The 16,429-nt window shown below is 58.3% G+C and carries 10 protein-coding genes; 8 read left to right on the top strand and 2 right to left on the bottom strand.

Annotated features, from left to right (window positions below; all coding sequences use genetic code 11):
* Nucleotides 1-816: 816 nt before the first annotated feature.
* Nucleotides 817-2,064 carry an IS256 family transposase gene (locus tag BUS42_RS35845; protein WP_074315229.1) on the bottom strand — a complete coding sequence of 416 codons (1,248 nt, stop codon included), beginning with the start codon at nt 2,062-2,064 and terminating at the stop codon, nt 817-819.
* A gap of 942 nt (nt 2,065-3,006) precedes the next feature.
* Here BUS42_RS35845 and BUS42_RS35840 point away from each other — a divergent pair.
* The 4 genes from BUS42_RS35840 to BUS42_RS35825 all read left to right on the top strand — a co-directional run bounded on the left by BUS42_RS35840 (nt 3,007) and on the right by BUS42_RS35825 (nt 8,815).
* Nucleotides 3,007-6,828 carry a PIN domain-containing protein gene (locus tag BUS42_RS35840; RefSeq protein WP_143206624.1) on the top strand — a complete coding sequence of 1,274 codons (3,822 nt, stop codon included), beginning with the start codon at nt 3,007-3,009 and terminating at the stop codon, nt 6,826-6,828.
* A 385-nt stretch (nt 6,829-7,213) separates the two neighbouring features.
* Nucleotides 7,214-7,462, top strand: coding sequence for a hypothetical protein (locus tag BUS42_RS35835; protein WP_074315223.1), 249 nt, complete (start codon nt 7,214-7,216; stop codon nt 7,460-7,462).
* A gap of 327 nt (nt 7,463-7,789) precedes the next feature.
* Nucleotides 7,790-7,978 (top strand): hypothetical protein, encoded by a 189-nt coding sequence (locus BUS42_RS35830; RefSeq protein WP_074315221.1) that lies wholly within the window; start codon nt 7,790-7,792, stop codon nt 7,976-7,978.
* 75 nt (nt 7,979-8,053) lie between these two features.
* A complete protein-coding gene (locus BUS42_RS35825; RefSeq protein WP_143206623.1) occupies nt 8,054-8,815 on the top strand; it encodes a hypothetical protein in 762 nt (253 codons plus the stop codon).
* Nucleotides 8,816-11,271: 2,456 nt separating this feature from the next.
* On the opposite strand, the gene BUS42_RS43965 is transcribed toward BUS42_RS35825, so the two are convergent.
* Complete coding sequence (locus tag BUS42_RS43965) at nt 11,272-11,424, bottom strand: hypothetical protein (protein ID WP_159452339.1); 153 nt, start codon at nt 11,422-11,424, stop codon at nt 11,272-11,274.
* Between the two features lie 1,199 nt (nt 11,425-12,623).
* Between BUS42_RS43965 and BUS42_RS35810 the strand changes: the two genes are divergently transcribed.
* The 4 genes from BUS42_RS35810 (at nt 12,624) to BUS42_RS43960 (ending at nt 16,356) form a co-directional block, all read left to right on the top strand.
* Nucleotides 12,624-13,895, top strand: coding sequence for a hypothetical protein (locus BUS42_RS35810; RefSeq protein ID WP_074315212.1), 1,272 nt, complete (start codon nt 12,624-12,626; stop codon nt 13,893-13,895).
* A 563-nt stretch (nt 13,896-14,458) separates the two neighbouring features.
* Nucleotides 14,459-14,710, top strand: coding sequence for a hypothetical protein (locus tag BUS42_RS35800; protein WP_074315208.1), 252 nt, complete (start codon nt 14,459-14,461; stop codon nt 14,708-14,710).
* A gap of 27 nt (nt 14,711-14,737) precedes the next feature.
* Nucleotides 14,738-15,307: a hypothetical protein gene (locus BUS42_RS35795; protein WP_074315206.1), complete on the top strand. Its 570-nt coding sequence runs from the start codon at nt 14,738-14,740 to the stop codon at nt 15,305-15,307.
* Between the two features lie 389 nt (nt 15,308-15,696).
* Nucleotides 15,697-16,356 (top strand): GP88 family protein, encoded by a 660-nt coding sequence (locus BUS42_RS43960; protein ID WP_083671055.1) that lies wholly within the window; start codon nt 15,697-15,699, stop codon nt 16,354-16,356.
* Nucleotides 16,357-16,429 lie beyond the last annotated feature (73 nt).

The raw sequence follows: 16,429 nt of genomic DNA, 5'->3' as shown, positions 1-16,429 counted from the left end.
TCAACGATAATAAAAACCCACCGCCACCTCGACCTGGCCGCCCTCCAATCCAATGACGACCTCGATCACTTGAGGCTAATCGCCCAGGCCGCGCTTCAATCTCACCTGGCCGCGCACCCTACATACGTCGCGTTTATCACCCCTCACGTCACCATCTCTGCCCCTACCGCTGCCGTGTCCTTCTACCGAAAGGCGGAGCACGCTCAAGCCCAATGGTCCATCCTTCTGAAACGCACCCTGGGCAACGGCAACTACCGCCGGGCACACCGTTCGGCCGACCCTGTGTCCTACGCCCTGGTCTTCGGTGGAATCCTGTTCGCAGTCGGCCAACTCTTCTGGCCTGGCTGTTGGCCCAACCAGGCCCTCAAGCCGTCCACCCTTAAACGCTCATCTCACCCCGACCGTCGCCCCGAGCTTCTTCGGCCTGTCCATGTCGCAGGAAGAGAGGTTTCCTGCCAAAACAAAGGCCCAGCCGGCTCAGTCATCGACGCCGATTCCAAGCGACCCGACAGTGCTGAACGATTACTTCAAGGCTCTCATTGCCTCGACTCGTCTCTGAGGGTCACCACCAAGTCGACCACTTTTCAGAACAGCTTAATGAGGGCGGCACGAACATCGAGACCAGCGGTCCCTTACCCCTGTTCGCCGTCGCACTTCCTCTGAACCTGGCAGGCACGGGGCTGCATTCGAGACAGTCCAAGCCTTCGAGGAGAAATCCTCGCAGCCATCACAAACCTACGGGACCCCGGCCCGGGATAAACACTCCGAGCGAAATATACTCACCGAGGTATTGTCAATCTTCGTGGATGGAGAATTTCAGGCGGCGGTGGTTTTCTTCACTCCGTCCTCGAAGATGACCCCAGCGATCACCTCCCTCAAAAGCTCCGATCCATTCAACGATCGCCAACTCTTTGATGCACTCTCCATCAGCTTGTAGACCATCGTCAGGCACGCCGTCCGACTCCCGCTCCCCTTCGTCTTGTTGTGCCTCAGACGCACCGTCGAAAACGTCGACTCGATCGGGTTCGTCGTCCGGATGTGCAGCCACTGCTCCGCCGGGAAGTCGTAGAAAGTCAGCAGCACATCTCGATCCTTTAACAGGCACTCCGTCGCCTTCGGGTACTTCGCCTCGTACGTCTTCAGGAAGAGGTCGAACGCCTTTACCGCATTCTCGCGGCTCTCCGCCAAGTCGATCTCGTGGAGCATCCCCTTGGCCTTCGGCTGGCTCCCCTTGGGCAACTTGTCCAGCACGTTCGCCGTCTTGTGCACCCAGCAGCGTTGTTCCTTGGTCGTGTCCCACACCTGACGCATCGCCTTCCAGAAACCCAAGGCACCGTCGCCGATCGCCAGGTGAGGCTCGACCTCCAGGCCACGGGCCTTGCAGTCCAGTAGCAACTCCTTCCAGGATTGCTCGCTCTCCCGATAGCCGTCGGCGATGGCGATCAGCTCCTTCTTGCCGTCGGCGGTCGCCCCCATCAGCACCAGGATGCACTGCCGCCCTTCCTCCAAACGGATGTTAAAGTGCACGCCATCGGCCCAGACATAAACGTACTGCTTCCCCTTCAAGGACCGCTGGCTCCAGGTTCGATGTTCCTCCTCCCAGGCCGACTTGAGCCTCGTCACGGTGTTCGCCGACAGTCCCGGGGCGTCCGGGCCGAGAATCGCCTTGAGAGCCTCGGGGAAGTCGCCGGTGCTGATGCCTTTGAGGTAGAGCCAGGGGATCAACTCGTCCAGGCTCTTGGTCCGTCGGAGGTAGGGCGGGAGGACTGCCGGAGTGAACGTCTCTCGGGATTCAGGGGGTCGTCGGTCCTGGACTCGGGGCTGCTTGACGCCGATCGGTCCTAAGCCGGTGAGGATGGTCCGCTCGGGGTGGGAGCCGTTGCGGACGACCTGGCGACGTCCGGCCTCGTCCTTGAGATGAGCGTGGTCGTCGATCCAGGCGGCGACCTCGGCCTCGATGGCCCTGGCGAGCATCTCACGGGCTCCGTTGCGGAGGACTTCGGTCAGGACATCATGGCTTCCGGCCAATGGCAAGATCCGGATCTCGGAGGTAGACTGACTCACGGTGGCGTACTCCTTTGCCTTGTTGGCAAGTTTGGTGTGGGTGAGACTTCACCAAGGGTACGCCGCCCTTTTCATTTCCTCCATCCACGACTTTCGACAATACCTCATACTCACCAAGGACCCACCCCTACCGCCTCTCACTTGGGTGCAACACGCCGCTCGGTAATCAAACGGGCGTTCCGTCTCAACCGGGAAGCCGCATATCCACAAGAACCGAGCCCGACTGAACTTCCCACCAAAATTCTGGTCCGAGGGTGAATGACTCCCGGCTCAAGTCCTGCTCGAACTCTTCCGAACTGCATGAACACTCGACCGTGGCAAGGTATCATCTCACCAGGGGGGTGTTTGAACGAGCGATACTCAGCGACGGTAACCGGTCTCATCGCTGGTTCGATATCACTGACCTTTCTTGGAGCCGAGCTCAGAGATGGTGATCGTCAGACCCACCATAGTACTGTTACCACGGCACGCCGAGACCGTCTCGTCTCACCTGTTCCACAGTGCCGATTCCGACGTCGGGCTGAGCGAAAGAGGTCTCCGCGGCTCCGAGGCCATAGACCTCCTCCTAGCCCTAGAAAAGCCGTCGTGGTCATCAGTTCCCCCATGCGGCGGGCCATCGAGTCCGCCATCCTCGTTGCCCGGGCCTGCCACCTATCCCTCACGATCGAACCCGCCCTCCACAAGAGTCGATCGGTCCCCTGTGCGGCCAGTCCTACGACGCCACCCAGGGTGCCTGGGTCGGGACTCTCCGCCGCTGGCAGTTCCGCGACCTCAATTACGCCACCGAGGGGTCGAGTCCTTCCTCGCCTTACGAAACCGAGTTCTGCCGTAGTCAAAAAAACAAGTATTCTTGTTATGCTTGTGTATCAGAATTGAGGGCATTGCGCGATGAGTTTTCGATACCCGCATCCTGGCACCGAGCAGCATTTCGAGAGGTTCTGCTTGAAACTACTCCAACGTCACTGGGACAACAAACAGCTGAAGCTCTATGGGCATCGAGGCGATACTCAGCTCGGTGTCGATATCATCGACCCGAGTTTCTCTTTGCCGTTCAGAGCCGCCCAGTGCAAGCACCATGAACCGAACAAGACCATCCCTCCGGCCGAGATTCAGGAGGAGGTGAATAAGGCGTTGGCCTTTGATCCTCCGTTGCAGCACTACACGATTCTCACATCCGCAAAAGCAACAGTCCAAGCCCACAACAAGGTGCTGGAAATCAACCGGAGACATCGGGAACAGAAGCTTTTCATCGTCGAGCTGTTCGACTGGGCCGATATCGAGAATCTCCTCGACGACTATCCTGACGTCGCAAACTTACTGACCCCTGTCACCAATGCACACGTCGCTGAATTGACCGGTGGTATGAACCGGATTCAGACTCTCATCGAGTCCACAACTATCTCGATTCAGCGGACGGCATTCGATGCGGAGTTGGACGAGGCCGAGGGCTATCTGAAGAGCCACGACTCGCAGCGATCCCAAATCTTCCTCGAGAAAATCAGGCAGCGTCATTGGGAGGAGTTATCCTCCCAGCAGAAATATCGCGTGAAGGTCGGCTTTTCGAATGTGGCCCTTGTCCAGGGGAAGAACGCCGAGGCGGGTAAACACCTGCTTGAGGCGAAGGACCTCTGGCCAGACAGCGAGCGAGCCCAAATCAACGAGGTGCTTGGCCTCGAACTGGTCGGCGACAACTCTAACGCACACGCACTCGCAGCCGAGCGACTCAAATCATACCCTTCCTCAAGCAAGCTGGTCGCCTGCCTCATTCGTACTGCACCGGACGAGTGCTCGCTCGAGGACGTCGAGACCCACGCCACAACGACCCATGCAAGCGACGCAGAGGTCTCTACCGCACTCGCTTTGAAGGCAACGGCGTTGCACCAGTTCACGAGAGCTGAGGCATATGCACGAGTCGCAGTCGCATCGAGTCCAGACTGGTTCGGGCCGAGATACCTCCTCGGCCAAGCACTCTTTAACGGCGAAACCGTGAAACTGAACCGAGGCGTTTGGCAGGGGCCGAACCCCCTTGATGAGGGCAAACTACAAGAGGCGGTCTCGGTGATGGACGAAGCGATCGCACTCGCGAGGCGGCAACAGGCCCATCATTACCTATCGAATTCCCTGGTCATCCGGGCGATGACCCAGGCATTGCGGAAGGAAGTCAAGGCGGCGGAAAGTGACTTCAACGAAGCCATCCGCTGCGGGTCTGATAATGCAAGCATCTACTACCGTTACGCGTGCTTCCTCTTTAATCAGAATCGAACTGAAGAAGCAATTCGTCTGCTAAGGAGGTCAGTCCAACTGAATCCAATCGGTGAGGTCGAATTCTTCCTCGCGGGCATTCTCGCAGAAAGGGACGAGCCGGGGGATCGACGCGAGGCGACTGACCTCTACATCAGGTTGGTACTGGCCGCTGACGAGAGCTCGAAGTTCGATCCCATCGAAACGAATCCCGCGAAAATTCGCACCCTCAAGTCGGCGGCTCTCCATTCCGCTTTCGAAGAACTCCTCGATGCGGGCCGCATCGACGATGCCGAGGACTTCCTGAGCCGGATAACGTCCGATCGTTTCAGCGAAACGGCCATTTCCACGATCCGATCAAAGGTCACGCTTGCACGCGGCGATACTTCCGGAGCCTCATGTCTTGCCGACGAAGCCCTTCGATACATCAGCGAGGATTGTTCCGAACTCGACTTACGGAGCCTTGCACTCCAACTCGGCAAGCTCGAACGTCATAAAGCGGCTCTACCGCTTTGGCTTCGAATCATCGAAACCGCCGGATTTAGCAATGAGGTCCGCCATCTCGTTCGTTGTGCTGAACGAATACACCGCCTCGACGTGATTCTTCGAGTTGCCAAGGTTACGAGAGAGGCCGGCGTTTTCGATCCGTGGCTTTTCTTCAAGGAGGTTGAAACTCTCGAGGTCTTCGACGTGGAAAGTGCGATCGGCCTGCTAAAGGATCGCCTGGATATCCATCCGGACGACAAACACGTTCGCGACCGTCTTTCCCTCATCGGCCTCAAATGGGGAAGGCCCGAGTTGATCGATGCCCGACCCGAAGCACTTCCGCCACTCGACGAAGCCACCCCGGAGGGTGGAGCAATCGCCGTTGAGATTCTCCGCCTACATGGTGACCCCAACGAGGCCCTGCGTTACGCGTACGAGCTTGTCCGCCGTTTTCCTGACGATCCCGATGCGAACGCATCACTTATCCAAGTCCTCTTCGAACCAAGTTCGAGGACACCGTCGATCATCGAGCCATCGGAGGTCGGGATTGGCAGTGCGGTCCGCTACGCCGAAAGTGAGGACCGGGAACGGTGGGTCATCATTGAGGATTCACCGAACCCTCGAGCCGAGTTTGGAGAATATCCCCCGACGCATCCCCTCGCCGAGGCCCTCATCGGCAAACAGGTCGGCGACACGGTCATCTTGAGCAAGACGAGTGCGAGAGACCGGATTGGAGTCATCAAAGAGATTTTGAGCAAGTACGTTCACAGAGCCCGTGAAATCTTCGAGAGTTGGCAAATTCGCTACCCAGACGAGCCGTTCGTCCAGGTATTCCGTGTAACGACCACCGACCCCACGACCGGAGAAGAGGTCCCGGACTTCACCGACCTGAAGATCATGGCCGATAAGCGGTTCGAGCAAACCTCGGAAGCTGAGGCAAACTATAGACAACAAGTTATGCCACTGAATGTGTTTGCCCATTGTGTGGGATGTGATCCCTTCTGGGCAGTCCACCTCGCCGCCTCTAAACCCGACCTGGCCATTCGGAGCAACCGAGGCAGGGACGACGAGCAGGCGGCCGCACTCGAGGTTCTCGGGACCAGCCATACCCTTGTTCTCGATCTCACAGCCCTAGGCATATCGTCTCTTCTGAAACTCGAGGGGATGCTCAAACAGTGGCGGGGAAAGCTCGTGATCTCGCAGTCCACGGCGATGGAGCTTCGCTCGACGAATGCAAAACTATCGAGCCGAGGGCGAAGGTCCGGTCACTACGGAAAATCCGAGCAGGGCTATTACATCCAAGAAGTCTCCGCCGAAGTAGCGAAGGCTGAGACCGATACCTTCGCGAACTTCGTCGATTCAGTCCTGGCCCTGTGTGAGATCCGCGGATGTCCGGCGATGGCCGAGTTGGATCCCGAACTCAGGGAACAACTCATGCATGTCTTCGGTCAGCACGGGACAGAGAGCATGCTGATTGCAAGGAACCCCGGGCATGTCCTATGGACCGACGACATCACGGTGAGCGACGTTGCCACCTCCGAGTTTTCGGTCCGTCGCGTCTGGACACAACCCGTGGTCACTCACGCAGCCGACATGGGCCTCCTCTCTCCCGACGAATATCTCTCTGCGATTGTGACACTCCTGGGCATCGATTATGAGGTCACGGGGTTTAACCCGTTTGTGCTCGTTAAATCAGGTACGATGACGAGTTGGGACGCGGGCAAGTGGCCCTTCAACAAATCTCTCGAGCTGCTTGCGAGCCCGACGATTTCTGATGGGCAGGTCCTTCTTTACGCCACGGCACTGCTCGTAGCCCTTTTCAAGGAGGCATTATTGGTCGAGACAAGACAGGCAACGCTCATCAGCATTCTGGAGAGAATCTCGGCAAGGAGGCACGGCCTCATCGCCGTTCGAGTTCTACTGTCCCGATTGCCCAAAGTGTTCGGAGTGAACGTGCTCGCCGCCGATGAGGTGAATGGAATCGCCGTAGCCTGGTTGGCCGAGGCTGGAAGACGCCCAAGGTTTGAGCTTCCATGAATCCATCTACCCCTCGTCCAGTGAGCCGCACGAGCTACGCGAGGAGCACGGCCACCTTCTCCGCTCGGAAGTCGACTCCAACGGGAGGAAGCCACTCACCCTGCTGAGCGAGCCCATCCTGAATTATATTGGGTAAACCCGCTCATCACCTTGGTATCGCCTCGCGTCCGTGGGCGGCGACCGATTCTCCGGACGCCGAGCCAAGCCGGCCTGGGACCATCCGATCTCTGTGGTATTCCCATCGGACAAGAGTATCCCTTTGAGAGCTATCCGTCGGACCTCGACTTGAGACCTGGGGTGGCTTGATCATTGGATTGCACCACCGGTCATCGCCGTTAGCGTCGAAGTCCGAGACGTTTCACGGAGTAGGCGGGAGAAATCCTCGATGCCACGAAAATTCTGGAGTCCCGCCCGGGATGAACTCCTCAAAACAAACTACGCCGTCCTGGGACCCACCCCTACCGCCTCACTCCTGGGCACCACCCGCCGCTCGGTCATCAACCGGGCCCACCGCTTGAATGTCAAAGCCCTCTATTCCAAGGACCGGGCTCGGCCAACCTTCCCGCCCCAATCCTGGTCCCGTGCCGAGAAGCTCTTGGCAGACACCTTGCTCCGTTACTTCCGCTCCACCTGAAGACAGATACCGGCTTCTCCGAAACCCATCCAGAACTTCAGCTCATTTTCCAGTGTCGACGACCGCTTCCTGCCCTAAATTATTCGCCCAACAGGCAAGACGACCGCTTCCCTGCCTACCCGCATAGCAAAATTCCTATGCCGAGGGTCGCCCGTGGATAATCCTGATATCAACGAGATACCCGAATCAGATTTTGGTAATTTAAACATAATGATACTGCGATCACAAATTCTTCGCGATAGTCACATGTTCCCGAATTTTATTCGGATTTATTCCGGATAAATGGATGGTGGATCCAATTACCTCCTGGCTTCACGGAGAAGTCTCATGCCGGACGCATCTAAGCGTGAACCTCCAAACAAGTCAACCATCGCTGTCCTCAAGGGCGGTCCTGAGTTCCAGTCCTGGTTCAGGCGCCTCCAAGATCAGACCAGGCTCCCCGCCGCCCTCCTCCTCGACGCCTCTGTGGTCATCTACGCCAAGTCGATCGGCTTCGACGAACCACCCCCACGCTGACAACCAGGGTAACCAGTTCAACGGAGTTTCACGGCAATGTCCTACCAAATCCACAAGCCCAGCATTCGGATCGAGATGATCGAAGGCCAGTTGTTCTGCATCCGCGTCTCCCTGGACGTTACACCCGGGGAAGCCCCATGGATCCCCCGGACTCGAACCCCTTCCCTCGTCATGGACACTTCCAGACCCACCTGTTTAGGATGGCGATGGTCTCCGCCGCAAGATCCCGGCGGCCAGGTCCAGTTAGCGACCATCCGGCCGTCCACTCAGCTCGACACCGATCAGCGACCAATCAGCTTCACCTACTCTCTATATAAAAAGAACTTCGATACTCGGGCCCTCGCCGCTGAGGTCGAATCCTTCTTCCCACCAGAGGAGCCATCCTACTCCACCTCCGTGGAGATCGATCCGACGACCTGCACCATCTGGTTGCCACTTCCCGATGGTCGATGCATCTACAACTTTGATGTCTCGTTCGACCTCGGCGATGGGAATCTGGGCAATTTCATCCAGGATTGGTTCTCCGACAGGAACGAGAAAACCCCACTTCTCTTCCAGGTCGAGTGCGGTGCGTATTACGATGAGCAGGCGTACTATCAGCATTGTTTCTCGAAGACCACAAGGACGCTGCTGATTGTAGAGATCCCCGCGGAACTCCTCCAAGACCCCATCCGTAACGGCTCCAAGTACCTGGAGTACGGCTTCAACCCCTGGAACCAGTCACAAAAGGACAGGATCATCATCCACTTGGAGCGGGAGTTGGTAAGGCTCACCGACTTTTGCGAGCGGGAGGAGCCAACAAGTGTGACCCGGTCGTGTTCCATCGGAGACCGGTAATCCAGGCTCGCGATCCCACGATCTTCCATTCAAGCCGGGAGGTTGACCTCCCGGCTCCTCAAAAATGAACCTCGGAAAGTCCAGTTGGCAGAGCTCTGGTGAAACTGGGGGGCTTATTCCTTCGACCGCCCTCAAGCAACTCCTAACATCACGGCAACGACCAGGTCAGAAGATCATGGCGATCCTGAGCAACTCCCGTTAATCGGTCATCAATCGGGCCCACCGGCTCAACCTGAAAAGCCAGTACCCCAAACATCGAGCTGGTCCAAACTTCCCCGCCTAAATCCTGGTCCAAGTCCGAACGGCTACTGGCCCAAGCTCTCTTGCATCTCATCCAGTCATTTGCACTTCACGCGAACGACTCCCACCTATGGGCTTCACCGCTCAATCACTCGACTTTCAAGTCTGCGAAGTTTTGAGATCAGGCAAACGGTCCCGACTGTTGGCTATTTCATCGCTTTGGCTGATTAGAGTCAATTATTCATCTATATGCCATTGATTTATACTGCTCAAGCTATTGAACTTAGTTCAATAAGAATAACGGAATCCACTGGAGTTGACCAACTTCACTCCGTGTACGGAATGGTGGGAACTTACTGGTCTCAAGTCCAGCTCCCCAATCCCGGAACGGCAAACCAATTCATCCACTTGAACACTTTACATTTCCCAGGAAATACCCATTATGCCGCATGGACTCGATGAGAGCACATCTCGAACGAGTCCTGCAAGTTTGCAACCCGAACCCCGAAACTCCGGGAGCCATTGCCCTCACTTACCCAGGCCATCGGCGAGACGATTCAGCAGGGCGAACTTCACCTCAACCACCGTATCGAATTTACGATCACCCCAACCATCCACTTCTGGGCATTTTCCGCGGGAGTCGATGTGATAAACCCAAACATCCGGACAATTATGATCTTTCATGTAAAAGACATGACACATTGCGACCTCTCGGTAATAGGCAGTTCCTTTGCCCGGTGCGGGCTTCGACGGACGCCAATCGCCCGCAGCTAAGCACTCGATCCACTGACTTCTCGGCTCTTTCTGTGAGCATCGTTTCAAAACTATAACATTGCCTCCCCAGACAGAAACTCTGGTGTGAGAATCTTGCTAATGCAGCTGACCAATTGCATCCTCGCACTCGCTTCGACAGATCCGACCACCAAGGATCGTGATCCAGGGCTGGCTCCGGATCCACGGCCGTGTCCTCGACCACATCGCAGACCGCTAATGAGTCCGCACCCAACGTCCGTCTGGTCCTACGACCCCGCGATCGAGTCCAAACCTGTCGGCGTTCCGTTCGAGTTGGCTTCGATCCAGATCCCAAGGGGCCCGGGCTTCCCTCCCAATCACATGACAGTACGCATCTCGTACGACCTCCATTCCCGACTTGCGATCACTCAGCGAGTGCCCCCGGGCGTCCCAGGCTTTCCTGAGTCGTCGAAGTTCACGATCACCGATGACCGCCACGGACATCGGCCCGAACTTATCAATCAGGTCTTGCAGCACTTGTGCAGCCCAAAGCCTTTTTATGCAGGCATCCAGGTGCCCGTAACGACGACGAGCCTCGAGTACAAACAGCTTGCCCTTGCGAACCAACTGCCTGTCTCCCATCCAACGTACTTCCTGACCCAACTTCCGGGGCCGCCCCTCACGAGTTAGTTCCCGACCTCTTTCGAGTGCCGTCCTATACTCCAGGACTTCTTCCGAACTCATCTCGCCTCGCTGCCACTCCACGCCCCAAACCTCGTCCAAGTGCCGCCGGTAGCCCGCGACCAGGCCCTCGACAGTCAATACCCCCTCGTGACCCGTCGTGGCCGGTTGCCACCCCGCCGGACCCCATCCCACGTGTAGCGACCGACTCACCCATTCACGGATCTCTTCTTCATATCTCCCGATGGCTCTCGCCGATCCATCTAAGCCCAGGTAGACATCACGGACCGGCCCCCGACATTTCCCTTCCCTGTACTCAACGAACCTCAGTAAGGCCTGCCCCGAGGCCCGGTGCAAACTCATGGCCGGAGTTTTTCTAGGCGAAAGAAGTCTCATCATGGCGTATGCTGTTATCTAGACTGACTATTAGAAACCATCCGCATTATTTGGACTGAGTTCCGAAAACGGATTCGGGTTGGTTTGGCTTCTTGGCAAGGCGGAGATCGCCCGGACCTCGCACAACAGGCCGCACTGACCCGCCATGGTCAAAAGCATAACCGGTAGCAGCGGTCCTCTCCAAGACATGCGGTAAACGTCTGCTTTCCAGTTTTTCAGCACGAGGTATCGGGCCACCACGGGAACTACTGCACAGACGCAGTTGGTTCCCGGGGGTCTTAACGCTGACAACGGTGGGTCAGCCAAATCGATCGACCTTGTTGACGCTCCTGCGGTCGGTCCTGCCCAGCGTCGTCCCGGTCCTGTTCTACTCACAAGCGAGTGAGCTTATGCTCGTGTCACTAAATTTACGTTGCGTTGAAGAACGCCTTCAAGACCACGCACGACTGGCGTTCCAGGACGGTGATGCCCACGCGTTTGTATTCAAAGCAAGCTGCGAGAGGCTCCAACTCGTCGTCGACAACTTCCGTCCCTTGAAAGAACGGGGCATCTACGAGCAATCGCTACTCGCCGCTTTCACGAGCTGCAGGGTCAATCATCACGAGTGGTCGGATGGATGGATGGACTGGCTGTTTGGCGAGGCCGATCCCATTCGGCTCAGGCAGGCCGGCGAACCTCTTCCCGGCCCAGGCCCTTTCCATCTCTACCGCGGCATTGCGGGCACCGGGAGGGCCAGACGACTCCGAGGGTACAGTTGGACGCGATCGCTCGAAGTCGCGTGCTGGTTCGCTACCCGCCTCGACCTGCCGTCACCCGCGGTGCTCACCGCTGAAGTCTCAGAGGGGGCGGTGCTCGCTTACCACGACGTCAGGAGCGAGCAGGAGTTCATCTGCAAGCCGAGGCAAGCAACTCGCATGACTCTCTCCGCCGATGAGAGCATTGGACGGGCAAGAGTGCATGCCGAGCGTTTGAGGATCCAGCGGGAATCCCGGCTGGCCGAGCTGATCGCGAGAGCGGAAAGGCCAGCTGAAACTCCATGATCGAATCCACGAGGGCCATCGTACCTGGGATCTCGCCGGCTCTTTCCCAGCAGTGTGTCGAAGGTCTCGATGCCAGGGCATCAGAGTGTCACAGCCACTCACTTGCCGGGATGGCTCGGTCCGTTCGCCGCGGCAACACGGCACGCTGCGGTCGCTCATCCTCGTCCGGGAGTGAAGGATCAATAGACCGGGTATTTCCTACGACAACCGAGCTCAACCACTCGACCAAGAAGGTTCCATCCATGAGCCAAATTCCATGCCGATCTCCAGATCCCGCAAGCCATCCTCGAAGCCGCAGAACCAACGCACCCGGGGTCTTTGTTCCATCCCCCTACGAGGAGGCGGCCGCCTTGCTCGAGCTCTCTCCGATCGGCGATCAGCAGATTCGGTGAGTTTAACGCCCTTATGTCCGAAGTTTCCCGCTCAGCTTTACCAGCCAGTTCGCCGCTGCGGTAAAGCGAGACCCCGAGGTTGCGGGGAAGGACCTCGACGATCAGCTGGAATTGTCCTGCGGAAACCTAGATGGACTCGTGGATCAATCCAACGAACAGCTATCCCACATCCTTACGACCGCAGGGTTCTGGACGCAATACAGGGACCTGGACGATCCAAAGCCGTCGACTTCTCAAAGAGACTTTCGCGGAGCATTGCCACAGGAACCAATTACTGCCCCTCAGGCCCCGACGATCCCCAACCCCTGACTCAGTAGGAGTAAAAGCATGAGCCGCCGTCGCATCCGGGTCATCGAAAAACGAAGGAGGAGGGTGAAGGACGACCATCGGACTCAATGTCAGCGACGACATAACTTCGACCGCGTTCTGGGCCTGATGGGCCTGCACGAAATGAGGAGCAAGTTCGGTGAAAAGTTCACCTCGATCCTCTCCCGCCTCTTCCCCAAGCCGATCGTCGTCCCCGATCCCACCCTGGCGTCGGACGAAGACGTGAGTTCCAAGGCTAAGGAGCTCGGCCGCGACCTCGAGAAGGTCAGCATTCGCATTGGTCGCGACAGCCTGAGCCACGCCGATTTCTTCACGGTCTGCGTCGGTCTCTACCACCTCATCCGGTGCTGGGAATGGTCATCACCCACCCTCGACGAGAGGCGGGAATGGGGGCGGACTCGTGGCCTCCTGATGCTGTTCGTTCAAAGGCACGAGCCCGAGTTAATCACGGAGCTTCACGAGACCATCCAAAGGTTCCTGGCCTTCAATAGCCGCCTGGACGGCCCCATTTACACAGTCAGGCATCAGGCCGACCCCGAAGGCGGCAGATTCACCTGCACGACGACTGTGGGTCGGACCAAGCCAGAGGCTCTTTCGATCGAAAGCGGCGGGATCCGGCGTAGAGCATTCCGATGCGGATCCATGGAGAACTATGACACGGGGGAGATCACCTGGATCAGCTGGGACGGCCAGGTCCTCGGGTTGGACACGAGCAGCCAGTTCCCGGTCTATATCCAGAGTCACGCCATCACACAGGCTTACAGGCGGCTCGGGGTGGTTGCGAGCGATCGCTCCCTGCACTACCTCTTGGTGAAAGCTCTCCGTCATCCCCAAGTCACCCCCGGGCGGGACGGCCATCTTCTGGTGGACGTCAGGCTCGGGGAATATCTTGTCGGTTACCTCGTCGCTGAGCGGATTGCCGATAAGGTACTGGTGAAGACATTCCTCTTGATTACCATGCGAGGGACACCCGAGGGTGAGAAGCTCCACCGAAGGCTACGGATGAGCCGGGCGGACTTGGAGTACCTGGAGTTGGACAACTTCGCGAAGTTGGCGTTTACTGACCTTTTGAAGGATGACGTAATCGCCGAAATCTTCCGGGAGTGCGGCTTCGAGGGACTGCTAGCACTGGCCCACTCGGAGCACCCGTTCAAGATTTGCGGCGGCATTGCGAACCAATTTAAGACCTACTTCGGCCGACCCCTTACCTCACCCGTCGATGATTCTTGGCGAGTGCCGCATCCTGGCTCCGGCCAGCCGTATCAACCGTGACGCTGTGTCACCTCCGGAGATGGGTCGGGCACCTGCCCGGCCTGGGCTTCCTCCAGACAAACCAACAGTTTCCAGGGGATACCGTGAGGCTGATGGTAGTGTCACCGAGTACGCCCGGTTCGATCCGGATACCTGGACTATGAGCCCGGTTGACGTCAGGTCTAAGAGATCCTCCGCGAGTAACCCCGGTTCGACAGGGGTATCAGATGGAGACTGCGAGAAATCCTTGGTGGAGCGAGGAGACCTGTGGCTGACACCCCCACACCCCGTACCCCCGACAAGGTGACCATTGCCGTCCTGAAGGGTGGCCCCGAATTCCAGACCTGGTTCCATCGACTTCGCGAACAGACCCGGCTCCCCGCCGCCCTCCTACTGGACGCCTCCCTAGTAGCCTACGTTAAGTGCATCGGGTTCGAGGAACCGCCCCGCGTTGACCCCGATCTCGACCCAACCATCAAACTACCTCGATTCCACGATCACAAAGGAGAGGAACGGTCTAACGAAGGTAGATAGCTGCCTCGACCTTTGACTCGGACTATCAGACCATCATCTCGGAGGATTCGATGACGACACAGACCCTGCCAACCGGCACCATTGCCGACCCGATCAATTTCGAGAACTACGCCCAGCTTTACCATGACCTTGCTTCCGCTCAGGCGGACCTTGATGAGGAGACGTGCCCGCTCCCCATCTGGTGTATCCTCCTCGACGATCAAGAACTCAAATCCCACTGGACCGAGGTGGTTTCGACCCGTCGATCCTTGGCCGAGTTCCTGGATGCAGAGGACGAAGACTACTCTCTTTCAGCAAGCTAACCGATCATGGTCGTACGATCTGTGAACATGATGATCGGAGGGCGGCTACCGTTCGACAACATCGAACTGCTCCAGAGACGTTTCCCGCCACCAACCCGGCAAGAGCTCGAAGCCCGTGTCCAACGACACAGAGATGCCCTGTTGGCCTACTACAATCGCCTCTTGGCCAAGGTCCGGGACATCTTGTACAGCACCCGGATTCACGAGCGATTCATGACCAGTGAGATAGTCCCCCACCTCCTCCTCGGCCCGCTGATCTACGACGAGGCCAATTTCGAGCGATTCCGGCTCATCTTCCGGGACCTCGACGATGGCGATGACTACGACTTCGAGCACTTCGTGGCTGTCCAAGAGGGCTGCGATTCCCTCAAAGCCGCCCTGGAAGGAATGAGCGAATACTCGTCCGTTACCGACCCTCGATCAGGAGTTTTTTTCCCGCTGAGGGGGTACGTCGTCGACGCGGACAGATATCGGGAGGAGATGCTGAGGGCAATCGCCGGCTACCTCGACTTCCACATTCGTCCTCTGTTCAGACTCAACCCCCGCTGGTCCCGCACCGGGGAGCCTGTCTTCGTCTTTGATACGCGAACCCACTGATGCCCAGCCACCGAGGGGCAATCGGGTCATCTTCGGCCGCAGTCCCCGGCCCAAGGAATGCTTCGGCACGATTATTTTCGACCGGGCCCCGGACGGCTCCTTCCGCCACCCCGAATGACGGCCCCTGACGAAGCCATTCGTCGAGGAGTCGACCAGGGAAGCCATCCCGGACGATTCATGACCGGACCTGTCAGGCTGAGCGGCTTACGGCCACCCATCGCCACTTCACCATTCTGATAACCTTCTCCGCTAAAGCCTCCACCGTCCCGACCGACCGGGACGCATCCCGAGCCCACCTCCGTCCCCTCGGGTATCCCTCGTCATGGTCGCCCCCTCCGCCCCTCTCTGGGCGGAGTCCTGGGCCGACCCAGCCACGAGGAGGTATCCGTTTGTCTCACACCCGCAACCTGTTGACCCGCGGCAACGGCAAGCTCGGCGAGGGCATCCACGCCTGGTCCCTGCCGGCCATCGAAACCTGTCCCGGCCGATCCGACCTCTGTACTCGCGTCTGCTACGCCCGCTCGGGGCGGTTCAGGACTCGAGCCATGCAGGCCCGCCTCTCCGGGAACTTGTCTGCCGCCCAGTCCGAGGACTTCGTTGTCCGCATAGCCGCCGAGGTTCATAGACGGGGCGTGCATACCCTCCGAATCCACGTCAGCGGCGACTTCTACGATGCCGATTACGTCGACTCGTGGGCCGCCATCGCACGCCGCTGTCCCCGGACGACGTTCTACGCCTACACCCGATCCTGGCGGATTCCTCGCATTGCCCAGACTCTAGACGAGTTGGTCCGCCTGCCGAACGTTCGGTTGTGGTATTCGTACGACGCCGAGACCGGGCTTCCCACCGACATTCCATCAGGGGTGCGTGTCGCCTACCTGCAGACCGAACGCGACGAGCAGCCGACCGGAGACCTGGTCTTCCGGATTCGCCCCCTTCGGGGCCATCCAACCTCCCGCCTTCTCCACTCGGTCGTTTGCCCGACCGAGATCGCCGCCCCGCGTCGACCCGACATGACCTGCACCAGCTGCCGTCTCTGCCACCGCTGAAGATCGCCTCCCCCAGTCCCGAAGGATAAGCATCCTCAGCAAAGTATGCGGCGTTCAGGCGGGGTACGCGGGA

The organism is Singulisphaera sp. GP187 (genome assembly GCF_900129635.1).
GTDB lineage: Bacteria > Planctomycetota > Planctomycetia > Isosphaerales > Isosphaeraceae > Singulisphaera.
This window is presented reverse-complemented; position numbering and strand designations above follow the sequence as displayed.

Coding starts and splice junctions, on each gene's coding strand:
- BUS42_RS35825 (WP_143206623.1), top strand. CDS start 8,054: ATGATCGAAGGCCAGTTGTTCTGCATCCGCGTCTCCCTGGACGTTACA.
- BUS42_RS35795 (WP_074315206.1), top strand. CDS start 14,738: ATGATGATCGGAGGGCGGCTACCGTTCGACAACATCGAACTGCTCCAG.
- BUS42_RS35835 (WP_074315223.1), top strand. CDS start 7,214: ATGCCACGAAAATTCTGGAGTCCCGCCCGGGATGAACTCCTCAAAACA.
- BUS42_RS35800 (WP_074315208.1), top strand. CDS start 14,459: ATGACGACACAGACCCTGCCAACCGGCACCATTGCCGACCCGATCAAT.
- BUS42_RS35810 (WP_074315212.1), top strand. CDS start 12,624: ATGAGCCGCCGTCGCATCCGGGTCATCGAAAAACGAAGGAGGAGGGTG.
- BUS42_RS35830 (WP_074315221.1), top strand. CDS start 7,790: ATGCCGGACGCATCTAAGCGTGAACCTCCAAACAAGTCAACCATCGCT.